The organism is Polaromonas sp. P1_F6, from assembly GCF_056405695.1.
The window spans coordinates 46,137-65,795 of sequence record NZ_JBFUBQ010000011.1 but is presented as its reverse complement, the minus strand read 5'-3'; the positions used below and the strand labels follow the sequence as shown (position 1 = coordinate 65,795).

Below are 19,659 nucleotides of genomic sequence, written 5' to 3'. Positions count from 1 at the left end.
CTGCCCAAGAGCGCCATATCACCACGCGATAGCCCCCCGATTCTTAGTTTTTTGAGGACGCCATGAGCGCAAACGACCACACCACGGCCCACGAAGAAGCCCATACTGGCCCCATCAAGACCCCCCAGCAACTGCTGGCCGCGGTTTTTTTCTCTTTTGTCGTTCCTGTTTTCGCCATCATCGGCCTGGTGTATTACGTCGCTTCGGCCAACAAGCCAGCTGCGGGTGCGGACGAAGGCGCCAAGGCGGTTGCGCAGCGCATCCAGAAGATCGGTGCGGTTGAAATCCGTGATGCCAACCGCCCCCTCAAATCGGGCGAAGAAGTCTACAAAGCACAGTGCGTCGCTTGCCATGGCACTGGCGCAGCCGGTGCGCCGAAGTTTGGCGATACGGGTGCCTGGGCAGCCCGTATCAAGACCGGTTTTGACGCGCTCTGGCACTCCGCCCTGAAGGGCAAGGGTGCCATGGGCGCCCAAGGCGGCGGTGATTTTGAAGACGTCGAAATTGGCCGTGCAGTGGTTTACATGACGGCTGCCGCAGGCGGCAAGTTTGCAGAGCCAGCCGCCCCGGCTGCTGCTGCCGCTACGGCACCCGCAGCAGCCGCCGCACCGTCGGCAGATGTGGTCGCCGCACTCGCTGCAGCCAACAAGACGGCAGCGCCGGCCGCCGGTGCAACGCCGGCTGCTGCCGGTGGCGCCGCACCCGCGCTGTATGGCCAGGTCTGTGCGGCCTGCCACGTGGCCGGCGTTGCCAATGCACCCAAGCTGGGCGACAAGGCCGCATGGGCTCCCCGGATTTCCGCAGGTGTCGAGGCTCTGACGGCCAGCGTTGTCAAAGGCAAGGGTGCCATGCCACCCAAGGGCGGCTCGGCTGCCCCCGATGGCGAAATCAAGGCCGTGGTGCAGTACATGGTCAATGCGTCCAAGTAAACACAGCAAGGAAATCCAGCCCAAAAAAAGCCGGTCAATGACCGGCTTTTTTAATGGAATCTTGATGAGAAATTCAAAGGAAAATGGGTTGAAGCCCAAGCATGACGGGCGCAAGCAGCTACTTTTTTTGTAGCAACTGCGGGCTTCGCACATAGCCGAACCGGCGCGACAAATCGCTGGCCAGGACCTCCTCGGGCACCCACAGGCCCTGCTCTATCGCGTCAGCCGCATGCGTCATGTCCTGGGTATGAACGAGGCCAAAACCCAGGTTGGTTTCCAGGTAGACCCTGCCGGATCCGTCCACGATGCAGCGCTGCGGCCGCGCCGTTTGACCGGAATGGGCCGTGACCTCAAACATAGGCGCGGGGGCGACACGCCAGATCAGCGGCGTCGCTTCGAGCTCCACATACACGCGCTGCGGCCCATTCTGGAAGAACCACTGGCCAGCAGCATCGCTTTCATAATTCCGCTGAATGAAATCGATCAGCTTGTCATGCTTGAGCAGCGAGCCCTTGCTGGCCGCATGGCGCGCGGCATCCAGGCCAGGCGCGCCGCCAAAAGGCCCGGCAGCCTGGGCCCTCTCATCACGCATGTACCAGTTACCGCGTGCGTCCAGTCCCAGCCAGCCGTAGCAGTCGGGAACATTGGGCCATTTGGCAATGGCCTGCCTGACGATGTCATCCATGCCGCTATTTTGCGCTGCACACGGCAGGTGCGATGCGGGCAGGGTTATGGGTAAGCATTAGAGATGTGCAGCCAGGAAACCGGTGACCGCTTCCGGCATGGCACGCACATGGCCGGGAAATGGCGGAGAAGGAAATCCAACATGACCGCCCTGTGCCGGCTGCCAAAGCGTGACATGGCTGCCGGCCTCTGCGGCTTGCGGCAGGCTGCCGGCCGGCACAAAGGGATCGTTCAACGCGTTCAGGGCCAGCGCCGGCACGGCAATGCTGCGCAAATGCGGCTTGGCAGATGCACGCAGCCAGTAGTCATCCGCATCCTTGAACCCATGGACAGGCGCAGTGAATACATTGTCGAAAGCGTACAAGTCGCGCGCGGCCAGTAATCGGTCGCGGTCAAAAAGGCCTGGGTGCTGCTCCAGTTTTTTCAGCGCCTTCGGCACCATGGTTCTCAGGAACATGCGGGTGTAGACCTGCCGGTTGAACCCTCGGCCAATGGCCCAGCCACTGGCCGTCAGGTCCAGCGGCGAACAGACGGACGCAATGCCGCTAACCACCTGGCGGGCCTCTGCGCCGAGCTCGCCGGCCCAGCGCATCAACGCATTGCCGCCCAATGAAATGCCCATGGCAACGACCGGCCCGGGATGGGCCTGCGCAAAACGCCGCAGTATCCAGTCGATCTCTGCAAAATCTCCTGAGTGATAGGCCCGCGGCGCCAGGTTCAATTCACCGGAACACCCCCGGAAGTGTGGAATGGCGCAGCCCCAGCCGCGCTCGCGGGCCACATCGGCAAGCGCTTCGGCGTAGTGGCTGGCAGATGACCCCTCAAGCCCATGAAATACCACCAGGAGTGGCACTTCCTTGCGCGCGTCCTTGCGTCTCACCTCGATGGATTCGCTTCCCGCCGGAGAAATCTCCGGAAGCCCCGACGAAGGCTCATTTCCATCGAGCATCCAGTCAACGTCGACAAAATCGTTGTCAGGGGTATCCCAGCGCTCCCGGCGAAACACGGGCGGCGGGCCCAGGTAGCGGCGTGACCGCAGCGCAGCCCAGATGGTTTGCAAATTGCCGCCCGGCAGCCACCAGGGTGCTGCGTATTTCATCGCAGGCCCTTCAGTGCAGGACGGTCGGTGTTTCCGACACTTCCTGCATTTCTCGCGGCGTGCCGGGACTGGCATGGTGGGCCACCATGCGCCAGCCTTGCGCACCCTTGTGATACACATTGGTGGCAATCACGTAAGCATGCCGCGGCCCTTCATCGGTCAGCACTTCGATGCGTTCCAGCACGCTGTGCACGCAGGCGCTCATGGTCTCGACCTTTCGCACCTTGATGGCCTGGGCATTGATGGTGCCATTGGCAAACATGGCGTCGAAAGTGGCGCGTATGGCCGCCGGGCCCACCAGCCGGGCGCCACCCGGGTGCACACAGACGATGTCGTCGTCATCGCCCCAGCAGGCCATGAGCTTTTCGATGTCGCCGCTTTGCAGCGCCTCATAGAAAGCCGCCTCGATGTCATCGGCGTTGCCGCTGCTGGCGGGCGGGACTTTGGGTTTGGGCATGGGAAGGCGTCAGTCCGGCTTGGCGTTGGGTGGTGAATTCTGCTCGGGATTGAGCCTTGCAGCAAGCCACGAGCGTACGACACCTTGCATGCTGTTGTCTTGCGGCCCGGCGCGCCGGCCGTTTCCACCGCTCTGGTTAGCCTGCCAAAGCAGTTCAGGAGCGGCCACATGGGTGCCCGGCGGCAAAACCTGCAGCGCGGCGTCGATAAATTCTGCCAGCTTGGCAGGACGCACCGGCTGCTCGGCTGCGGGAATCATGAACTTGAGGGTTGACAGCATCCATGACGCCGTCTTCTCGAAAAAATTGGCGCCCGCAATACCTTCGGTCTTGCGCGCCGAGCGCACCAACAACACGCGTTCAAAACCCAGCGAAGCCACGGCTTGCTCATCGAGGTCGGCCAGTCCGCGCTTGAGGGCATCGGGTAAACGCCCCGAAGCGTGGGGCACCACCACAACCAGTGTCTGTGCGCCACAGCGTTTCAACCAGCGGGCCAGCACCGGTAGTTGTCCCGGCACGGGCGTCCACAGTGTGCGCTCACGCCCATAAAAAAGCCGTGGCGGCTCAAACATGACCAGGCCGGTATGAACAAGCTGAGGCCGCGCGGGCCACGCGTCGATCGCTGAAGCATCACCTGCCAGCACAATCCCCACGCCGGCCATCCCGGTGGTCATGGTTTCAGTAGCCAGCACCTCGGTGTGTGCATAACGGCCGCTGCCGACAAGGCGGCGCAACACTTCATTGCCCAGCACGCCGGTCGCGCCGGCAATCATCAGACGCGGTTTCGGGGCTGCCGCCGCCAAGGGGCGCAGGTTGGCCTGCAGAGCTTGCAATGCCTGTACGGACACGGGGGAATGAGGCCTCATCGACATTCGACTATGTTAGTGTTGCAGCTTGCATTTTCGAAAGACATCGCCATGAAATCCCGCTTTTTAAACCTGTTCCTTGTCAGCATGCTGGGCCTGCTCCTCACGGGTTGCGGCTACAACGACTTTCAGCGCCTCGACGAACAAACCAAATCGGCTTGGTCTGAAGTGCTGAACCAGTACCAGCGCCGTGCCGACCTGGTGCCCAACATTGTGGCCACGGTCAAGGGCGAAGCCGCTTTTGAACAGGACACCCTGACCAAGGTGATTGAAGCACGCGCCAAGGCCACCTCCATCCAGGTGACACCGGAAACCCTGAACGATCCGGCAGCCTTCAAGAAATTCCAGGCGGCGCAGGGCGAACTCGGCAGTGCGCTGAGCCGCCTGATGGTGGTCAGTGAACGTTACCCCGACCTCAAGGCCAACCAGGGCTTTCGCGACCTGCGCGTGCAGCTGGAAGGCACCGAGAACCGCATCACCGTAGCGCGCAACCGTTATATCCAGGCGGTCCAGGAATACAACGTGCTGGCACGCAGCTTCCCGAGCAACCTGACGGCCATGGTCTTCAGCTACAACGTCAAGCCGAACTTCACCGTGACCAACGAGGCGCAGATTTCCGCGCCTCCTGTGGTGGACTTCACCAAGAAATAAGTCTTTGCGAAACTTGCCGTGCAGCAACTAGCGGGTTGGACATCGGGCCGCAACCTACGCTGGATGGCGGGCTTGTTGCTGGCCGTGTGGCTGCCCCTTGCGGCCTGGGCGCAAGGCGTGCAGCCGGTGCCGGCCCTCACGGCGCACGTCATGGATAGCACCGGTACGCTGGACGCTACGCAGCGCGCGGCACTGGAAGCCAAACTCGCTGCGTTCGAACAAAGCCGCGGCGCACAAGTGGTGGTGCTCATCGTGCCCAGCACCCAACCCGAGGACATCGCCGCTTATGCCCAGCGTGTGGGCGACACCTGGAAGATCGGGCGCAAGAGCGTAGGCGATGGGCTGTTGCTGGTTGTGGCCAAGAATGATCGCAAGGTCCGTATCGAGACCACCAAGGCGCTGGAAGGCGCCATTCCGGACCTCGCGGCGCGCCAGGTGATAGACACCGCCATCACCCCGCGCTTCAAACAGGGTGACTTTGCCGGTGGGCTGAATGCCGCGGCCGACCAGATCATGGCGCTGATCAGCGGCGAAAACCTCCCGGCGCCTGAGCAGAAAAGTGCTTCGGGCATGGCTGACAGCGGCTTCGAGTGGACCGACCTCGCGGTGTTCCTGTTCTTTGCCGTGCCGATTGGCGGGCGCCTGGCCGCCGGCGTCTTGGGGCGCAAGCTGGGCTCCATCGCCACCGGCGGTGCCGTCGGCGTACTGGCCTGGGTGTTCACCAGCAGCCTGATTGTGGCCGGCCTGGCGACTGTGGCGGGTATGGTGTTCGCGCTGGTGACCAGCCTGGGTGCCCTGGGCCGGGGCGGCCGCTCTTCGGGTGGATGGAACACCGGCGGCTTTGGCGGCGGCAGCAGCGGAGGGAGCTGGGGCGGAGGCAGCAGCAGTGGCGGCGGGTTCAGCAGCGGCGGTGGCGGTGATTTCGGCGGCGGCGGCGCATCAGGCGACTGGTAGGCACATGCCCAATAAACTCAAGACCATCCTCAAGCACCTCTGGCTGGACGCCTCCGATGCCCAGCGCGCGATTGCACCCGACATGCTCAACCAGCTGGCCAGCCGGGTGGCGGCCAGCGAGCGGCGGCACAGCGGCGAAATACGGATATGCGTGGAGGCTTCGTTGCCCATCAGCTATCTGTGGCGGATGAACAAGGAAAACACCATCGCACGGCTGACGCGCCAGCGCGCCCTCACGATGTTCGGCAAGCTGCGGGTATGGGACACCGAACACAACAACGGCGTGCTGATTTATTTGCTGCTGGCCGAGCACGCCATTGAAATCGTGGCGGACCGCGGCGTGGCGCGCCATGTGAATCAGGCGCAGTGGCAGGCCATGGTGGTGCGCATGGCCCAGGCATTCAGGGAGAACCGGTACGAGGACGGATTGACGCAGGCACTGGAAGAAACCTCGGCGCTGCTGATGGCGCACTTCGCCATCGATGGCACGCAGGGCGACGCACCCGACAATCCCAACGAACTGCCCGACGCACCCTGGCTGCAATAGCCGGTTGGCAGGTACCGCAGGCCTGTCGCCGATAGCGTCGCGTCAGGGCGCCAGAACCACGACCAACACAAAGAGGGCGACTGCCGCGAGCACAACCCGCGTCAGCCAGGCTTTGCGCGCGCGTCTGGCCCGACGCTCCGGCGACGCTTCTTCTCCCCATATCAGGCTGTCTAAAAGACTGTCCATTTCGCACCTCGTTGCTGGCTTGAACCCGTCACAACGATAAGGGAGCAGCCCGGGCCATGGCTGTCATTTAGCGTGTCCAGTTGTTACCTTGCTGGCTCAGCCCAAGCGTTTTTTCGGAAAACGCTCCCTATTTGATAGCTGCTTGCGCTCACCCTGTATGGGCTGGAGGCCTTTTTTCGCTCAAATAGCGGAAGCACGCCCGGTTTCCGCATGGTGCAATGGGAACGTCGCGCCGCAGCCACTCATGGCTGCGGGAAGCTACTTCATCGACGTCCGCTTCTGCTCGCTGCGCGCCGATTGCACTACCTTCTCGATAAAACAAACGCCGCGCCCTCCGTCCTCGACCCACGGATGGTCGGCGTCTAGCGGATCAGCCGTTCGCCCGGCGTACGCGTGCGGATATCGGCCGCCCCAAGGTAGACATTCGCAAAGGTTCCAATGAAGGACTCGGGTGGCCAGCCAGTTGGCCCGCTACGCAGAGGGAGCACAAAACAACCATCTTCGTCATTTTCAGGAATGACTGTGAGCGCTTCGCCAACTGCATGAGCGGGCAAATTGATTCGAATTTCTCCAGATCGAAGCGCCCATAAAAAACCGGCCCTTTGGCCGGTTTTTCCTGAAGCATGGAGGCTTATTACTTTTTCTGGCGGTATTTGCGCAAAGCGGCAATCTGGGCGGCCATGACGGCGAGCTCGGACTGGGCCATGGCAATATCGATATCGCTTTTTGCGTTTTTCAACGCTTCTTCAGCAGCTGCCTTGGCTTCCAGCGCCTTGGCTTCGTCCAGGTCCTTGCCGCGAATGGCGGTGTCGGACAGCACGGTGACACAGTTCGGTTGCACTTCAAGCAAGCCGCCGGCCACGAACACGAATTCTTCGCTGCCGTCAGCCTTTTCGATGCGCACGGCGCCCGGCTTGATGCGGGTGATCAGCGGGGTGTGGCGCGGGTAAATGCCCAGCTCGCCGGCCTCGCCGGGCAAAGCGACAAAGTGCGCTTCACCGGAGAAGATGGACTCTTCCGCGGAGACCACGTCGACGTGAATGGTGGTTGACATAAACGCTCCTTAATGGAAAAAAGTTGCAGGGCCTGAGCCCTTAAACCTTCTTGGCCTTTTCGAACGCTTCGTCAATCGTGCCGACCATGTAGAACGCTTGCTCGGGCAGGTGATCGCACTCGCCGGCCACAATCATCTTGAAGCCGCGAATGGTTTCAGCCAGGCTGACGTACTTGCCGGGGGAGCCGGTAAACACTTCAGCCACGTGGAAAGGCTGCGACAGGAAACGCTGGATCTTGCGGGCGCGGGCTACGGCCAGCTTGTCTTCGGGAGCCAGTTCGTCCATGCCCAAAATCGCAATAATGTCGCGCAGTTCCTTGTAGCGCTGCAGCGTGCCCTGCACGGCGCGGGCCGTGGCGTAGTGGTCTTCGCCCACGACGTTCGGATCCAGCTGACGGCTGGTCGAGTCGAGCGGGTCAACCGCAGGGTAGATACCCAGCGAAGCGATGTCACGCGAAAGCACCACGGTGGAGTCCAGGTGGGCAAAGGTCGTGGCAGGCGACGGGTCGGTCAAGTCATCGGCAGGAACGTAAACGGCCTGGATGGAAGTGATGGAGCCAACCTTGGTGGAGGTAATACGCTCTTGCAGGCGGCCCATTTCTTCGGCCAGCGTAGGCTGGTAACCCACGGCGGAAGGCATACGGCCCAGCAGTGCGGACACTTCGGTACCGGCCAGCGTGTAGCGGTAGATGTTGTCCACGAAGAACAGCACGTCGCGGCCTTCGTCACGGAAGGATTCGGCGATTGTCAGGCCGGTCAACGCCACGCGCAGACGGTTTCCTGGGGGCTCGTTCATCTGGCCGTAGACCATGGCCACTTTGGATTCGCCGAGGTTCTCGAGGTTCACGACGCCGGAGTCGGCCATCTCGTGGTAGAAGTCATTGCCTTCGCGGGTACGTTCACCCACACCGGCAAACACGGACAGACCCGAGTGCGCCTTGGCGATGTTGTTGATGAGTTCCATCATGTTCACGGTCTTGCCGACGCCGGCGCCGCCGAACAGGCCCACCTTGCCGCCCTTGGCGAACGGGCAAACCAGGTCGATCACCTTGATGCCGGTTTCCAGCAGTTCCTGCGATGGCGACAGTTCGTCGTAGGCAGGCGCCTTGCGATGGATGGGGGCGGTCAGCGTCTGGTCGACCGGGCCGCGCTCGTCGATGGGCGCGCCCAGCACGTCCATGATGCGGCCCAGCGTGGCTTTGCCCACGGGAACCGTGATGTTGGCGCCGGTGTTGTACACCATGTTGCCGCGGCGCAGGCCGTCGGACGTGCCCAGCGCGATGGTACGCACGATGCCGTCGCCCAGCTGCTGCTGGACTTCCAGCGTCAGCGCGGAGCCTTCCATTTTCAACGCGTCATAGATCTTGGGCATCTGGTCGCGCGCGAATTCCACGTCAACCACCGCACCAATACACTGAACAATCTTGCCTTGAGCTTGAGCCATGATTGAATCCTCTTTCGTTTCTTTAAATCTTTAAATCGGGTGTGGCGGCCTAAACCACTATCAGACCGCTGCAGCACCGGCAACGATTTCCGAAAGTTCTTTCGTGATCGCCGCTTGACGCGTTTTGTTGTACACCAGCTTGAGTTCGCCGATCACGCTGCCGGCGTTGTCGGTGGCGGCCTTCATGGCCACCATGCGGGCAGACTGCTCGGACGCCATGTTCTCGGCAACTGCCTGGTACACCAGCGCTTCCACATAGCGGATCAGCAAATCGTCGATCACGGTCTGCGCATCGGGTTCGTAGATGTAGTCCCAGCCGTGCTGGTCTTTATCGGCCTGCAGGTGTGCTGCCGTCAAAGGCAGCAGCTGCTCGACCACCGGTTCCTGGCGCATGGTATTGATGAACTTGGTGTAGCACAGGTACACCGAGTTGATCTTGCCTTCGCTGTACGCGTCGAGCAGCACCTTGACGGGGCCGATCAGCTTTTCCAGGTGAGGCTTGTCGCCGAGCTGCGTCGCGTGCGACACCACCTTGGCGCCGACCCGGTTCAGAAAACCAAGGCCCTTGTTGCCGATGGCCACAGCCTTCGCATCATGGCCGGCGGCCTGCACTTCCTTGAGCTTTGAGGTCACGGCGCGCAGCACGTTGGTGTTCATGCCGCCGCACAAGCCCTTGTCAGTCGTCACCACGATGAACCCGGTGGCCTTGGCGTCGTTGGACTCCATGAACGCATGGGTGTATTCGGGGTTGGCCTGACTCAGGTTGGCCGTGATGTTGCGGATCTTGTCGCTGTAAGGACGGGCAGCGCGCATCCGCTCCTGCGCCTTGCGCATCTTGGAGGCGGCCACCATCTCCATGGCCTTGGTGATCTTCTTGGTGTTTTCCACCGATTTGATCTTGCCGCGTATTTCCTTGCCTGCTGCCATATGGATTCCTAAGGGGTTCCTGAGGGTTGCTTAATTACTTGCTTGACGATGCGTCAGGCGAGATCAGGCAAACGACTTCTTGAACTCGGCCACAGCCGCGTTCAGTTCAGCCTCAGCATCCTTGTCCATGGCCTTGTTGGCTTCGAGCTTGGCCATCAGGGCCGCGTTCTTGTCCTTCAGGAAGGCGTGCAGGCCGTGTTCGAAAGCCAGGACCTTCTTGACTTCGATGTCGTCCATGAAGCCCTTGTTCACTGCGAACAGCGTGGCGGCCATGTTGGAGATGGACAAAGGCGAGTACTGGGCTTGCTTGAGCAGTTCGGTCACGCGGGCACCGCGGTCCAGCTGTTTGCGGGTGGCTTCGTCCAGATCGGAAGCAAACTGCGCGAAGGCAGCCAGTTCACGGTACTGGGCCAGGTCGGTACGGATACCGCCGGACAGGTTCTTGATCAGCTTGGTCTGGGCAGCGCCGCCGACGCGGGACACCGAGATACCGGCGTTAATGGCGGGACGAATACCGGCATTGAACAGGCTGGTTTCCAGGAAGATCTGGCCGTCGGTGATCGAGATCACGTTGGTTGGCACGAAAGCGGACACGTCGCCGGCCTGCGTTTCGATGATCGGCAGCGCGGTCAGCGAACCAGTCTTGCCCTTGACGGCACCCTTGGTGAAGTCTTCAACGTACTTTTCGTTCACGCGTGCTGCGCGCTCGAGCAGGCGGCTGTGCAGATAGAACACGTCGCCGGGATAGGCTTCGCGTCCTGGTGGACGGCGCAGCAGCAACGAGACCTGGCGGTAAGCCACGGCCTGCTTGGACAAATCGTCATACACGATCAGCGCGTCTTCGCCGCGGTCGCGGAAGTATTCGCCCATGGTGCAGCCAGAGTAGGCGCTCACATATTGCATGGCGGCGGATTCGGAAGCCGAAGCTGCCACGACGATGGTGTATTCCATCGCGCCGGCTTGCTCGAGCGAGCGCACCACGTTCTTGATCGACGAGGCCTTCTGGCCGATGGCGACGTAGACGCAGGAAACGCCCTTGCCCTTCTGGTTGATGATGGCGTCGATGGCCACAGCGGTCTTGCCGGTCTGGCGGTCACCGATGATCAGTTCGCGCTGGCCGCGGCCGACGGGCACCATGGAGTCAATGGACTTCAGGCCGGTCTGCAGGGGCTGGTCAACGGATTTACGGGCGATCACGCCGGGCGCAACCTTTTCAATCACGTCGGTGAGTTTGGCATTGATCGGGCCTTTGCCGTCAATCGGCTGGCCCAGTGCGTTGACCACACGGCCAAGCAGCTCAGGACCCACAGGCACTTCCAGAATACGGCCCGTGCACTTCACGGTGTCGCCTTCGGCGATGTGCTCGTACTCGCCCAGAATCACGGAGCCGACAGAGTCGCGCTCCAGATTCAGCGCCAGGCCATAAGTAGGCGTGCCGTCGGCGGTTGCGGGGAACTCCAGCATTTCGCCTTGCATCACGTCGGACAGGCCGTGGATGCGGACGATACCGTCGGTCACGGACACCACGGTGCCCTGGTTGCGGACATCGGCACTGGCTGTCAGGCCTTCGATGCGGCTCTTGATCAGTTCAGAAATTTCTGCGGGATTGAGTTGCATGACTCTTTCCTTCTTTCTATGTTGTTGGCTAAAAACCGGGGCGCGCCTGAGCGCAAGCTCAGGAAATCAGCGCCACTTTCATTTGCTCTAAACGGGCTTTGACCGAGGTGTCCAACACCTCGTCACCCACCACGACACGTACGCCACCGATCAGCGCCGGCTCAAGCTCGACCGAAAGGTTGAGCTTGCGGCCAAACCGCTTTTCCAGCGTTGTTGCCAAATCGGCCAGCGCAGCGCCTTCCAGCGGGAATGCGCTGTAAACGGTGGCATCCGAAGAACCACTTTGCGCATTTTTCAGTGCGCGAAACTGTGCGGCGATTTCCGGCAGGACGCTGATGCGGCCGTTCTCGATCACGGTCCGCAGGAAGTTCTTGGCGGCTTCCGGCAGCTTCGTTTTGGCCACCCCGGAAACTACGTCAAACGTCTGGTTTACCGTCACGCTGGGGTTGCCCGCAAATTGCTGCAACTGCACGTTGGCGGCAATGGCTGCAAGCTCATCGAGCCAGACGGCAGTACCGCCCAGGTCGGAACCAGAGGCCTTGAACAACGCTTCAGCGTAGGGACGGGCAATGGTGGCTAGTTCGGCCATGTTTTACGCTCGCTTAAAGTTCGGTCTTCAGGCGACCCAGCAAGTCAGCATGCACACCGGCATTGACTTCCTTGCGCAGAATCTGCTCTGCACCCTTGACGGCCAGTGCGGCGACCTGCTCACGCAGGGTCTCGCGGGCCTTGACGGTTTGCTGCTCGGCCTCAACCTTGGCGGCGGCAATGATCTTGCTGCCTTCTTCGGTTGCGCGGGCCTTAGCCTCTTCAATCAGGGCCTGGGCGCGGCGCTCGGCTTCCGCCAGGCGCACTGCCGATTCGTTGCGCGATTTGGCCAGTTCTTCTTCCACGCGCTTGTTGGCAACGGAAAGTTCAGACTTGGCTTTATCGGCAGCGGCAAGGCCGTCGGCGATCTTCCGGGCGCGTTCGTCGAGCGCAGCTGCAATCGGTGGCCACACGAATTTCATCGTGAACAGCACCAGAATCGCAAACACGACGAGCTGCGCAAAGAATGTGGAGTTAATACTCACAGCGGCACCTCTGTAGGTTGTCTAGAAAGGCGTGCGATTTACTTCAACACAAACGGGTTGGCAAATGCGAACAGCATGGCAATACCCACGCCGATCAGGAAAGCGGCATCGATCAGACCGGCCAGCAGGAACATCTTGGTCTGCAGTTCGTTCATCAGCTCTGGCTGGCGTGCAGCGGCTTCGAGGTATTTGCTACCCATGATGCCGATGCCGATACATGCGCCGACAGCGCCCAGGCCAATGATCAGGCCAGCGGCCAAAGCGACAAAACCGAGTACGTGTTCCATTTAATGCTCCTATGGATTTAACTAACTAACAAAAATAAAAAAAAGAAAGCGGAAACCAGAAAACCAGGGGAAACTGATTCGTGAGAATCAGTGATGGTCGTGGGCCTGCCCCACATAGACCAGCGTCAACATCATGAAAATAAACGCCTGCAGCGCAACGATCAGGATGTGGAAGATTGCCCAGCCCGTGCCCGCGAGCACATGGCCGATGAAGAGGAATACACCGGTCGCAGAGCCGAAGCCCACTGCACCCATCAGCGCGATCAGCATGAACAGCAGTTCGCCCGCGTACATGTTGCCGAAAAGCCGGAGGCCGTGAGATACGGTCTTGGCGGCAAATTCGATCATCTGCATCAGGAAGTTGACGGGATACAAAAACCATTTGTCGCCGAACGGGGCCGAGAACAGCTCATGCACCCAGCCGCCAAAACCCTTGATCTTGACGTTGTAGTACAGGCAAACCAGCAGCACGCCGCAGGACATGCCCAGCGTGGCCGAGAGGTCGGCCGTGGGAACCACGCGGAAGTTGTGAATGCTGTGATCGAGGCCGGTCACAGCAAAAATTGTGTGGAACAGGTCGACAGGCAGGAAGTCCATGGAGTTCATCAGGAAAATCCAGATGAATACGGTGAGCGCCAGTGGGCCGACGGCCTTGCGCGATTCGGCGTTTTTAACGATGCCCTTGGCTTGGCTGTCCACCATTTCGAGCAGGATTTCAACAGCCGCCTGCAGGCGGCCGGGAACGCCGGCGTGCACGCTTTTGGCCACACGCCACATCACGAACATACCGATCACACCCAGGGTGATGGCCCAGAAAATCGTGTCGAAATTGACAACGGAAAAGTCGACGATGCCAGTCTGTTTGTGGTTTTGCAGATGGACCAGGTGGTGACCAATGTACTCACCAGCGGTCAAAGCGTTTCCGGAAGATTCAGCCATTTACGAACTCTTTTCAACTCTTGAAAATGGATTACGCCAACTTTTTCGGCCGGGACTGGAACCAAAGCACCAGCCAGACCACCTTCATTGTCACTACAAGGCCAACCAGCATTGCCGGCCAGCTCAAATCCGAAACCATTCGGGGAGCAGCGAACAACATCGCTACCGTCAGGCCAATCTTGACCATTTCCCACAAAAAAAATCCAGCCACCGCAGCGCCCGGATTCATTGAAGACATCTTGCTGGTCAGGCCGCGCGCAAACAACGCACCCGGGATGACCACCGCCAGCGCACCATAAAGGGCGGACCAGCCTGCACTTTGCCTTCCGGTCAATCCCCAGGCGGCCAGCGCCACCACAAGACCCACCACACTTTGCCCTGCCAATACCACCCAAGGGGAAACCGAGGGGTCCGCTTCACGAAGCTTTTGGGCCTCTTCACGCGTCAAGGGCTTGAAACCCTCATCGCCAGTCTCCATCTCTTCCGTGACACTACGCCCTGTAACACCCGGATTTCCCGGGTTTGTCGCTGACTTTGCCGAATTTGCCATTTTGGTCGTCACAAATTACGGAAAAGTTACAGGGCCGTTATCAGCAAAGCCCTTGATTATACGTAGAAACCCCTGCGTATCCGACAAAACCCCCGGCCTGAATATGAATTAGGGGCGATTCGCATCATTTGGGTGCGGCTCGCAGCGGGTGGTTCACAATTGTCCGGCGACTGCGGCGCGCCGACCCTCCTACGTAGTTGCACGTGATGCTCCACGATGGCCCAAGCCCCGCATCCATCACCTTCCACCCACCGAAAGAAGCCATGCCCGCCCTGATGAAATTCCTGCACATTGCCGCCGCCATTGCCTGGCTGGGCGGGGTGGTCTTCATGCTGTTCGCCTTGCGGCCTGCCGTCGCCGAACAGCTGGCGCCACCCCAACGCCTGCCGCTCATCGCAAAGGTCATGCAGCGATTTTTCGCTCTGGTCTGGGGCACCATCGGCGTCCTGCTGGTGACAGGCCTGGCCATGCTGCTGGCCGCGGGCATGAAAACCGCCCCCCTGGGCTGGCACCTGATGTTCGGCGTCGGCCTCTTGATGTTCGCGCTGTTCGGGCATCTGTATTTCGGCCCTTTCCGTCGCCTGAAGCTCGCTGTCAGCGCGTCCGACTGGCCCGAAGGCGGGCGCCGCGTCGGGCAGATCGCCACCCTGGCCATGGTCAACCTGGTGCTGGGCGCGCTGGCGATCGCCGCCGTGATCTTTGTTGCCTGATGCCGGAGCAAACCGGCCATCTTGAAAACCGCCTGCCATGAGCGCCCCTAAAAGGAAGGCGCCGCAACACCGGCACTGGACGGACCGGCTGAAAGCATCCGTGCCGACACGTGAAGTCCTGGCGCAAAACCGGTGGCTCAAACCGGTGGCCCATCGCCTGCTGGATCCCCAGCTGTGGCGGCTGCAGCACGAGGCCGTGGCGCGCGGTGTGGCCATCGGCATATTCTGGGCATTTGCCCTGCCATTTGCACAAACCGTGGCGGCCGCCGCCCACAGCGTCTGGTGGCGCGCCAATATTCCGGTGGCCGCCGGCATCACCTTCATTACCAACCCTTTCACCGTGGGCTTCTGGCTCTGGCTGGCCTATCAGGTGGGCGATCTGCTGCTGGACGCGCCGCCGCCCATCCGCATCTCGGAAGGCGCAGGCATCGTGGCGTGGGCAGCCTCCTTCGGCGGGCCTGCCATCCTGGGCATGGGCATCTTTGCCGTGCTGGGCTCGATTACCGGCTATCTGCTGGTCAAGCTGGGCTGGCGCGTTCGCATCTGGTTCAAACGCCGCCGCCGGCAAACGGCCAGACGTTAGACAATCCGGTACAGGCCGTCCACCAGCAGCCATTCCGACGCACTTTCATTTCCTTTTCAAACAGACCCATGACCACGCTTCCCGCCAGCCCCCTTCCCGACACCCCCTGCTACCTCAACGGCGAATTCACCCCGCTCAAAGACGCCAAGATCAGCGTGATGGACCGTGGCTTCATCTTCGGCGACGGTATTTATGAAGTGGTGCCGGCGTATGCAGGCAAGCCGTTTCGTTTTGAGCAGCACATGGCGCGGCTGGAACGCAGCCTCACCGAGCTGCGCATCACCAACCCGCTGACCCGTACCGGGTGGCTGGATATTGCTCTTAAATTGATAGCTGCCTGCGCACAATCCACGGGCGCCCCAGCCGAAAAAGGCAATCAACTGGTGTACATCCAGATCACCCGCGGCGTGGCCATGCGCGACCATCCCATGCTGCCGGGCCTGACACCCACCGTCTTTGTGATGTGCAACCCGATGAAGCTGCCCAGCGACCAGGCACGCGAAAAAGGTGTGGCCTGCGTCACCGCCGACGACTTCCGCTGGGAAAAGGCCCACATCAAAAGCACCAGCCTGCTGGGCGCGGTGTTTTCGCGCCAGATCAGCGTCGACGCCGGCGCGGTCGAAACCGTGATGTTCCGCGGCGACTACCTGAGCGAAGCCGCTTCCAGCAACGTCTGGATCGTCAAGGACGGCAAAGTCTCGGGGCCGCCCAGGGACAACCTGGTCCTTGAAGGCATCCGCTTTGGCCTGATCGAAGAGATGTGCCGCGCGGCGGGCATTCCTTTTGAGCTGCGCCGCATCACCCGCGCCGAAGTGCTGGCAGCGGACGAGCTGCTGCTTTCGTCGGCCACCAAGGAGGTTCTGCCCATCACCCTGCTGGACGGCCAGGCGGTCGGCCACGGAGTGGAAAAAGGCAAACCTGGCCCCATTTATGCAAAGCTGTACGCTCAATACCAGCGTGCCAAAGTGGCCTGAAAGGACCCATTGCCATGACGACTTCCCCCAGCATCCCCAAAATCATCGGAGTTCCCGGAACGGAGCCCTCGCGCCAGGAATCGCTGATCGAATATCCCTCGCAGTTCCCGATCAAGGTGATGGGTGAAAAGGTCGACGGCATGGTGGCGGCCATCACGTCCATCGCGCACCAGTTCGACCCGGCCTTCGACGCCTCCACCATCGAGCTGCGCGAAAGCAAGGGCGGCAAATACCTGGGCGTCACCATCACCGTCACAGCCACCAGCCGCGAGCAGCTCGACGAGCTTTACCGCACGCTGTCGACGCATCCGATGGTCAAGGTCGTGTTGTAGTCACGACCCAACGGGAAAGCCGCCGCACATGCAGGCCGAAACACGCACACTAGGTCGGGTTGATTACCTGTCCACCTACGAAGCCATGCAGGCCTTCACGGCGGCGCGCAGCGCCGGGGTTTCAAGCGAAAACGGGCTGCAGCCCAATCAGGACGAGCGCGACCAGCTATGGATTTGTGAGCACCCTCCGGTCTACACCCAGGGGCTGGCGGGTAAAAGCGACCATGTGCTGAACCCCGGTAGCATCCCGGTAGTGCAAACCAACCGCGGCGGCCAGGTGACTTACCACGGCCCCGGCCAGGTGGTGGCCTACCCGCTCATCGACCTGAAGCGTGCCGGCTACTACGTCAAGGAATACGTTTACCGCATCGAGGAATCCGTCATCAAGACCCTGGCGCATTTCGGCGTGACCGGGCACCGCGTAACGGGTTCGCCCGGCATTTATGTGCGGCTGGACGACCCGGCTTCCCACGCGGCCCTGACCGGCCCGGTGAACCCGATGGACCCTTTTCGCGGCCTTGGGAAGATCGCCGCCCTGGGCATCAAAGTCAGCCGGAATTGCACCTACCACGGGGTCGCGCTCAATGTGGCGATGGACCTGGAACCCTTCTCGCGGATCAACCCCTGCGGGTATGTGGGGCTCAAAACTACAGACCTTTCTACAATCGGGGTATCGGCAAGCTGGCAGGAAGCCGCGGATGTGCTGGGCCGCAAGCTCGTCACCTACCTGGCGCCTTGAAGCTCCCTGAAGTGCAAAACCACCTGCCGCCAACACGAAACACCAATTCATGAGCACACCTGACCCCCTCCAAGCCACGGCCAACCCCGTGGTCCGCGACGTCCAGACCGTGGAAGGCTACAACCCGCTGGCCAAGCAAAAGGCCGCGGCCAAGCTGTCGCGCATCCCCGTCAAGGTGGTGCAGGGCGAAATGCTCAAGAAGCCCGACTGGATCCGCGTCAAGGCCGGCAGCCCGACCACGCGCTTTTACGAGATCAAGCAGATCCTGCGCGAGAACAAGCTCAACACGGTGTGCGAAGAAGCCAGCTGCCCCAACATCGGCGAATGCTTCGGCAAGGGCACGGCCACTTTCATGATCATGGGCGACAAGTGCACGCGCCGCTGCCCGTTTTGCGACGTCGGCCACGGCCGACCGGATCCACTGGACGTGAGCGAGCCGCTGAATCTGGCGAAAACCATCGCGGCGCTCAAGCTCAAATACGTGGTGATCACCAGCGTGGACCGCGACGACCTGCGCGACGGCGGTAGCGGCCACTTTGTGGAATGCATCCAGAAGATCCGCGAGCTCTCGCCCGCCACCACCATTGAAATTTTGGTGCCCGACTTCCGCGGCCGCGACGACCGCGCGCTCGAGATCCTGAAGGCCGCACCGCCCGACGTGATGAACCACAACCTCGAAACCGCGCCGCGCCTTTATAAAGAAGCGCGCCCCGGCAGCGACTACAACTTCAGCCTGAACCTGCTCAAGAAGTTCAAGGCCTTGCACCCCGATGTGCCGACCAAGAGCGGCATCATGGTGGGCTTGGGCGAGACCGACGAAGAAATTTTGCAGGTGATGCGCGACATGCGCGCGCACAACATCGACATGCTGACCATCGGCCAGTATCTGGCGCCCTCCACCAGCCATCTGCCGGTGCGCCGCTATGTGCACCCCGACACCTTCAAGATGTTTGAAGAAGAAGCCTACAAGATGGGCTTCACGCACGCCGCCGTGGGCGCCATGGTGCGCAGCAGTTACCACGCCGACCAGCAGGCCCACGCCGCAGGCGTGGCCGACAAGGCAGACGCGGCCATCGCTGCTCTTTAATTCCCGCAACATGACCCTGCCGCAAGGCTCCCTGTCGCTGCGCCACTACGGCGCGTCGCACGGCAGCCATGCGCATGACCACTTCCAGGTACTGCTGGGTCTGAGCGGTGTGCTGGAACTGGAGGTGCGCGGCCGCGGGCGGCGCATCGCGGCCGGCCAGGGCTGCGTGATCACACCCGGCGACCGGCATGACTTCGAATCACGTGACGACAGCCGCTGCCTGGTGCTGGACACCGCACAACCTGATTGGGCCCGCTGCGCAGCGGACCCCGCCAAAACCGGGCAAGCGTTGGCGCTGGCCCATTACCTGGCCGAAGCACTGCAGCAACCCGGTGGCCTTGCCCAACACCATGGCCCGGCGCTGTTGCTGGAAGCCTGGCAACCCACAACACCCGCATCAACGCCCTTGCGCTATGCGCGGCCCATCCACTGGGAACAGCTGGCCACCTGGACACAGCAGCGCCTGCATGAGCCACTGAGCGTCGCGCAACTGGCCGCGCAGGTGTTTTTAAGCCCGACGCAGTTTGCCGCGCGCTGCCGGCGCGAGACCGGCCTCAGCGTGATGCAGTGGCTGCGCCGGCAACGCCTGGCACTGGCCGTGCAGCTGCGCGGCCGCGGCATGAGCGTGGCCGACACCGCGCTGCACTGCGGCTACCAGTCGCCCTCAGCCCTGACGGCCGCGATGCGGCGCGCCGGGCCGGGCAGCGCCTGACCTTTACGGATTTTCAATAGCGGCTCGGGTCGTTCGGCCGGCGGTCGTAGCGGTTGCGCACACCGTCGCCATCGCGGTCACCCCGGCCATAGCCAGGGCCATAACCTGGCGCGGGGGCGGGGGCGGGGGCGGGCACGACACGGTATTGCGGTCCGTTGTCATAGGCTACCGGGTAAGCCACGCAACCCGACAGGGCGGCCATGCCGGCCAGCGCCAGCAAGAGGATGGAAAGCTTTTTCATGGTGAGTCTCCTTGGGTTT

The 19,659-nt window shown here is 61.6% G+C and carries 26 protein-coding genes; 11 read left to right on the top strand and 15 right to left on the bottom strand.

Translation table 11 applies throughout. From position 1 onward, the window contains the following. Positions 1–62 precede the first annotated feature (62 nt). Entirely contained in the window at positions 63–929 is an 867-nt protein-coding gene (locus AC1DY9_RS21740) for a c-type cytochrome (protein WP_457281573.1), read from the top strand. 118 nt (positions 930–1,047) lie between these two features. Here AC1DY9_RS21740 and AC1DY9_RS21735 read toward each other — a convergent pair whose 3' ends face one another. Genes AC1DY9_RS21735 through AC1DY9_RS21720 form a run of 4 tightly spaced genes read right to left on the bottom strand, consistent with a single transcriptional unit; the run spans position 1,048 to position 4,033 of the window. After that, positions 1,048–1,614 (bottom strand): DUF2946 family protein, encoded by a 567-nt coding sequence (locus tag AC1DY9_RS21735; protein WP_457281574.1) that lies wholly within the window; start codon positions 1,612–1,614, stop codon positions 1,048–1,050. A gap of 57 nt (positions 1,615–1,671) precedes the next feature. Beyond that, positions 1,672–2,712 (bottom strand): YheT family hydrolase, encoded by a 1,041-nt coding sequence (locus AC1DY9_RS21730; protein ID WP_477667630.1) that lies wholly within the window; start codon positions 2,710–2,712, stop codon positions 1,672–1,674. A gap of 10 nt (positions 2,713–2,722) precedes the next feature. Further along, the gene (locus tag AC1DY9_RS21725; protein WP_457281576.1) at positions 2,723–3,169 is read right to left on the bottom strand and encodes a YybH family protein; all 447 of its coding nucleotides are present in this window, start codon (positions 3,167–3,169) and stop codon (positions 2,723–2,725) included. Positions 3,170–3,178: 9 nt separating this feature from the next. Further along, the gene (locus AC1DY9_RS21720; RefSeq protein ID WP_477667629.1) at positions 3,179–4,033 is read right to left on the bottom strand and encodes a hypothetical protein; all 855 of its coding nucleotides are present in this window, start codon (positions 4,031–4,033) and stop codon (positions 3,179–3,181) included. A gap of 51 nt (positions 4,034–4,084) precedes the next feature. On the opposite strand from AC1DY9_RS21720, the gene AC1DY9_RS21715 reads away from it, so the two are divergent. From AC1DY9_RS21715 to AC1DY9_RS21705, 3 genes are all read left to right on the top strand, one after another. Beyond that, positions 4,085–4,684, top strand: coding sequence for a LemA family protein (locus AC1DY9_RS21715; protein ID WP_457281578.1), 600 nt, complete (start codon positions 4,085–4,087; stop codon positions 4,682–4,684). 63 nt (positions 4,685–4,747) lie between these two features. Beyond that, a complete protein-coding gene (locus AC1DY9_RS21710) occupies positions 4,748–5,638 on the top strand; it encodes a TPM domain-containing protein (protein WP_477667642.1) in 891 nt (296 codons plus the stop codon). A gap of 4 nt (positions 5,639–5,642) precedes the next feature. Continuing rightward, positions 5,643–6,185: a TPM domain-containing protein gene (locus tag AC1DY9_RS21705; RefSeq protein WP_457281579.1), complete on the top strand. Its 543-nt coding sequence runs from the start codon at positions 5,643–5,645 to the stop codon at positions 6,183–6,185. A gap of 42 nt (positions 6,186–6,227) precedes the next feature. Here the strand turns inward: AC1DY9_RS21705 and AC1DY9_RS21700 are convergent, their stop codons facing one another. The 10 genes from AC1DY9_RS21700 to AC1DY9_RS21655 all read right to left on the bottom strand — a co-directional run bounded on the left by AC1DY9_RS21700 (position 6,228) and on the right by AC1DY9_RS21655 (position 14,262). Further along, complete coding sequence (locus AC1DY9_RS21700) at positions 6,228–6,371, bottom strand: hypothetical protein (protein WP_457281580.1); 144 nt, start codon at positions 6,369–6,371, stop codon at positions 6,228–6,230. A gap of 634 nt (positions 6,372–7,005) precedes the next feature. Then, positions 7,006–7,425: a F0F1 ATP synthase subunit epsilon gene (locus tag AC1DY9_RS21695; RefSeq protein ID WP_457281581.1), complete on the bottom strand. Its 420-nt coding sequence runs from the start codon at positions 7,423–7,425 to the stop codon at positions 7,006–7,008. Between the two features lie 40 nt (positions 7,426–7,465). Beyond that, positions 7,466–8,869, bottom strand: a complete 1,404-nt coding sequence (gene atpD / locus AC1DY9_RS21690) for a F0F1 ATP synthase subunit beta (RefSeq protein WP_293400292.1) — start codon at positions 8,867–8,869, stop codon at positions 7,466–7,468. A 60-nt stretch (positions 8,870–8,929) separates the two neighbouring features. Further along, the gene (gene atpG, locus AC1DY9_RS21685) at positions 8,930–9,796 is read right to left on the bottom strand and encodes a F0F1 ATP synthase subunit gamma (RefSeq protein ID WP_457281582.1); all 867 of its coding nucleotides are present in this window, start codon (positions 9,794–9,796) and stop codon (positions 8,930–8,932) included. Between the two features lie 63 nt (positions 9,797–9,859). Then, positions 9,860–11,413 carry a F0F1 ATP synthase subunit alpha gene (atpA, locus tag AC1DY9_RS21680; protein WP_457281583.1) on the bottom strand — a complete coding sequence of 518 codons (1,554 nt, stop codon included), beginning with the start codon at positions 11,411–11,413 and terminating at the stop codon, positions 9,860–9,862. Between the two features lie 58 nt (positions 11,414–11,471). Continuing rightward, positions 11,472–12,002, bottom strand: a complete 531-nt coding sequence (locus AC1DY9_RS21675) for a F0F1 ATP synthase subunit delta (protein ID WP_477667628.1) — start codon at positions 12,000–12,002, stop codon at positions 11,472–11,474. A gap of 13 nt (positions 12,003–12,015) precedes the next feature. Beyond that, positions 12,016–12,486, bottom strand: coding sequence for a F0F1 ATP synthase subunit B (locus AC1DY9_RS21670; protein WP_457281585.1), 471 nt, complete (start codon positions 12,484–12,486; stop codon positions 12,016–12,018). 38 nt (positions 12,487–12,524) lie between these two features. Further along, positions 12,525–12,773, bottom strand: a complete 249-nt coding sequence (gene atpE / locus AC1DY9_RS21665) for a F0F1 ATP synthase subunit C (RefSeq protein WP_293400282.1) — start codon at positions 12,771–12,773, stop codon at positions 12,525–12,527. Positions 12,774–12,860: 87 nt separating this feature from the next. After that, a complete protein-coding gene (gene atpB, locus AC1DY9_RS21660) occupies positions 12,861–13,712 on the bottom strand; it encodes a F0F1 ATP synthase subunit A (RefSeq protein WP_457281586.1) in 852 nt (283 codons plus the stop codon). A gap of 31 nt (positions 13,713–13,743) precedes the next feature. After that, a complete protein-coding gene (locus AC1DY9_RS21655; RefSeq protein ID WP_477667641.1) occupies positions 13,744–14,262 on the bottom strand; it encodes an ATP synthase subunit I in 519 nt (172 codons plus the stop codon). A gap of 206 nt (positions 14,263–14,468) precedes the next feature. Here AC1DY9_RS21655 and AC1DY9_RS21650 point away from each other — a divergent pair, with 206 nt between their 5' ends. From AC1DY9_RS21650 to AC1DY9_RS21620, 7 genes are all read left to right on the top strand, one after another. After that, positions 14,469–14,972 carry a DUF4149 domain-containing protein gene (locus AC1DY9_RS21650; protein ID WP_477667640.1) on the top strand — a complete coding sequence of 168 codons (504 nt, stop codon included), beginning with the start codon at positions 14,469–14,471 and terminating at the stop codon, positions 14,970–14,972. A gap of 37 nt (positions 14,973–15,009) precedes the next feature. Then, entirely contained in the window at positions 15,010–15,555 is a 546-nt protein-coding gene (locus AC1DY9_RS21645; protein WP_457281588.1) for a DUF2062 domain-containing protein, read from the top strand. 68 nt (positions 15,556–15,623) lie between these two features. Next, on the top strand, positions 15,624–16,529 hold the full coding sequence (locus tag AC1DY9_RS21640) for a D-amino acid aminotransferase (RefSeq protein ID WP_477667627.1): 906 nt from the start codon (positions 15,624–15,626) through the stop codon (positions 16,527–16,529). Between the two features lie 14 nt (positions 16,530–16,543). After that, the gene (locus AC1DY9_RS21635; protein WP_457281590.1) at positions 16,544–16,861 is read left to right on the top strand and encodes an HP0495 family protein; all 318 of its coding nucleotides are present in this window, start codon (positions 16,544–16,546) and stop codon (positions 16,859–16,861) included. Positions 16,862–16,889: 28 nt separating this feature from the next. Continuing rightward, positions 16,890–17,600, top strand: coding sequence for a lipoyl(octanoyl) transferase LipB (gene lipB, locus AC1DY9_RS21630; RefSeq protein WP_477667626.1), 711 nt, complete (start codon positions 16,890–16,892; stop codon positions 17,598–17,600). 49 nt (positions 17,601–17,649) lie between these two features. Next, positions 17,650–18,687 carry a lipoyl synthase gene (gene lipA, locus AC1DY9_RS21625; RefSeq protein ID WP_457281592.1) on the top strand — a complete coding sequence of 346 codons (1,038 nt, stop codon included), beginning with the start codon at positions 17,650–17,652 and terminating at the stop codon, positions 18,685–18,687. A gap of 10 nt (positions 18,688–18,697) precedes the next feature. After that, on the top strand, positions 18,698–19,399 hold the full coding sequence (locus AC1DY9_RS21620) for a helix-turn-helix domain-containing protein (RefSeq protein ID WP_477667625.1): 702 nt from the start codon (positions 18,698–18,700) through the stop codon (positions 19,397–19,399). A 13-nt stretch (positions 19,400–19,412) separates the two neighbouring features. Here the strand turns inward: AC1DY9_RS21620 and AC1DY9_RS21615 are convergent, their stop codons facing one another. Further along, entirely contained in the window at positions 19,413–19,640 is a 228-nt protein-coding gene (locus tag AC1DY9_RS21615; protein ID WP_477667624.1) for a hypothetical protein, read from the bottom strand. Positions 19,641–19,659: the final 19 nt, after the last annotated feature.

Excerpts from the sequence above, each read along its gene's own strand:
- AC1DY9_RS21655 (WP_477667641.1), bottom strand. The coding sequence starts at position 14,262 with ATGGCAAATTCGGCAAAGTCAGCGACAAACCCGGGAAATCCGGGTGTT.
- AC1DY9_RS21615 (WP_477667624.1), bottom strand. The coding sequence starts at position 19,640 with ATGAAAAAGCTTTCCATCCTCTTGCTGGCGCTGGCCGGCATGGCCGCC.
- atpE (WP_293400282.1), bottom strand. The coding sequence starts at position 12,773 with ATGGAACACGTACTCGGTTTTGTCGCTTTGGCCGCTGGCCTGATCATT.
- AC1DY9_RS21710 (WP_477667642.1), top strand. The coding sequence starts at position 4,748 with ATGGCGGGCTTGTTGCTGGCCGTGTGGCTGCCCCTTGCGGCCTGGGCG.
- AC1DY9_RS21705 (WP_457281579.1), top strand. The coding sequence starts at position 5,643 with ATGCCCAATAAACTCAAGACCATCCTCAAGCACCTCTGGCTGGACGCC.
- AC1DY9_RS21740 (WP_457281573.1), top strand. The coding sequence starts at position 63 with ATGAGCGCAAACGACCACACCACGGCCCACGAAGAAGCCCATACTGGC.
- AC1DY9_RS21725 (WP_457281576.1), bottom strand. The coding sequence starts at position 3,169 with ATGCCCAAACCCAAAGTCCCGCCCGCCAGCAGCGGCAACGCCGATGAC.
- lipB (WP_477667626.1), top strand. The coding sequence starts at position 16,890 with ATGCAGGCCGAAACACGCACACTAGGTCGGGTTGATTACCTGTCCACC.
- AC1DY9_RS21620 (WP_477667625.1), top strand. The coding sequence starts at position 18,698 with ATGACCCTGCCGCAAGGCTCCCTGTCGCTGCGCCACTACGGCGCGTCG.
- AC1DY9_RS21720 (WP_477667629.1), bottom strand. The coding sequence starts at position 4,033 with ATGAGGCCTCATTCCCCCGTGTCCGTACAGGCATTGCAAGCTCTGCAG.
- AC1DY9_RS21730 (WP_477667630.1), bottom strand. The coding sequence starts at position 2,712 with ATGAAATACGCAGCACCCTGGTGGCTGCCGGGCGGCAATTTGCAAACC.
- AC1DY9_RS21645 (WP_457281588.1), top strand. The coding sequence starts at position 15,010 with ATGAGCGCCCCTAAAAGGAAGGCGCCGCAACACCGGCACTGGACGGAC.
- AC1DY9_RS21735 (WP_457281574.1), bottom strand. The coding sequence starts at position 1,614 with ATGGATGACATCGTCAGGCAGGCCATTGCCAAATGGCCCAATGTTCCC.
- AC1DY9_RS21700 (WP_457281580.1), bottom strand. The coding sequence starts at position 6,371 with ATGGACAGTCTTTTAGACAGCCTGATATGGGGAGAAGAAGCGTCGCCG.
- atpB (WP_457281586.1), bottom strand. The coding sequence starts at position 13,712 with ATGGCTGAATCTTCCGGAAACGCTTTGACCGCTGGTGAGTACATTGGT.
- AC1DY9_RS21715 (WP_457281578.1), top strand. The coding sequence starts at position 4,085 with ATGAAATCCCGCTTTTTAAACCTGTTCCTTGTCAGCATGCTGGGCCTG.
- atpG (WP_457281582.1), bottom strand. The coding sequence starts at position 9,796 with ATGGCAGCAGGCAAGGAAATACGCGGCAAGATCAAATCGGTGGAAAAC.
- AC1DY9_RS21640 (WP_477667627.1), top strand. The coding sequence starts at position 15,624 with ATGACCACGCTTCCCGCCAGCCCCCTTCCCGACACCCCCTGCTACCTC.
- AC1DY9_RS21695 (WP_457281581.1), bottom strand. The coding sequence starts at position 7,425 with ATGTCAACCACCATTCACGTCGACGTGGTCTCCGCGGAAGAGTCCATC.
- AC1DY9_RS21675 (WP_477667628.1), bottom strand. The coding sequence starts at position 12,002 with ATGGCCGAACTAGCCACCATTGCCCGTCCCTACGCTGAAGCGTTGTTC.
- AC1DY9_RS21635 (WP_457281590.1), top strand. The coding sequence starts at position 16,544 with ATGACGACTTCCCCCAGCATCCCCAAAATCATCGGAGTTCCCGGAACG.
- atpA (WP_457281583.1), bottom strand. The coding sequence starts at position 11,413 with ATGCAACTCAATCCCGCAGAAATTTCTGAACTGATCAAGAGCCGCATC.
- AC1DY9_RS21650 (WP_477667640.1), top strand. The coding sequence starts at position 14,469 with ATGCTCCACGATGGCCCAAGCCCCGCATCCATCACCTTCCACCCACCG.
- lipA (WP_457281592.1), top strand. The coding sequence starts at position 17,650 with ATGAGCACACCTGACCCCCTCCAAGCCACGGCCAACCCCGTGGTCCGC.
- atpD (WP_293400292.1), bottom strand. The coding sequence starts at position 8,869 with ATGGCTCAAGCTCAAGGCAAGATTGTTCAGTGTATTGGTGCGGTGGTT.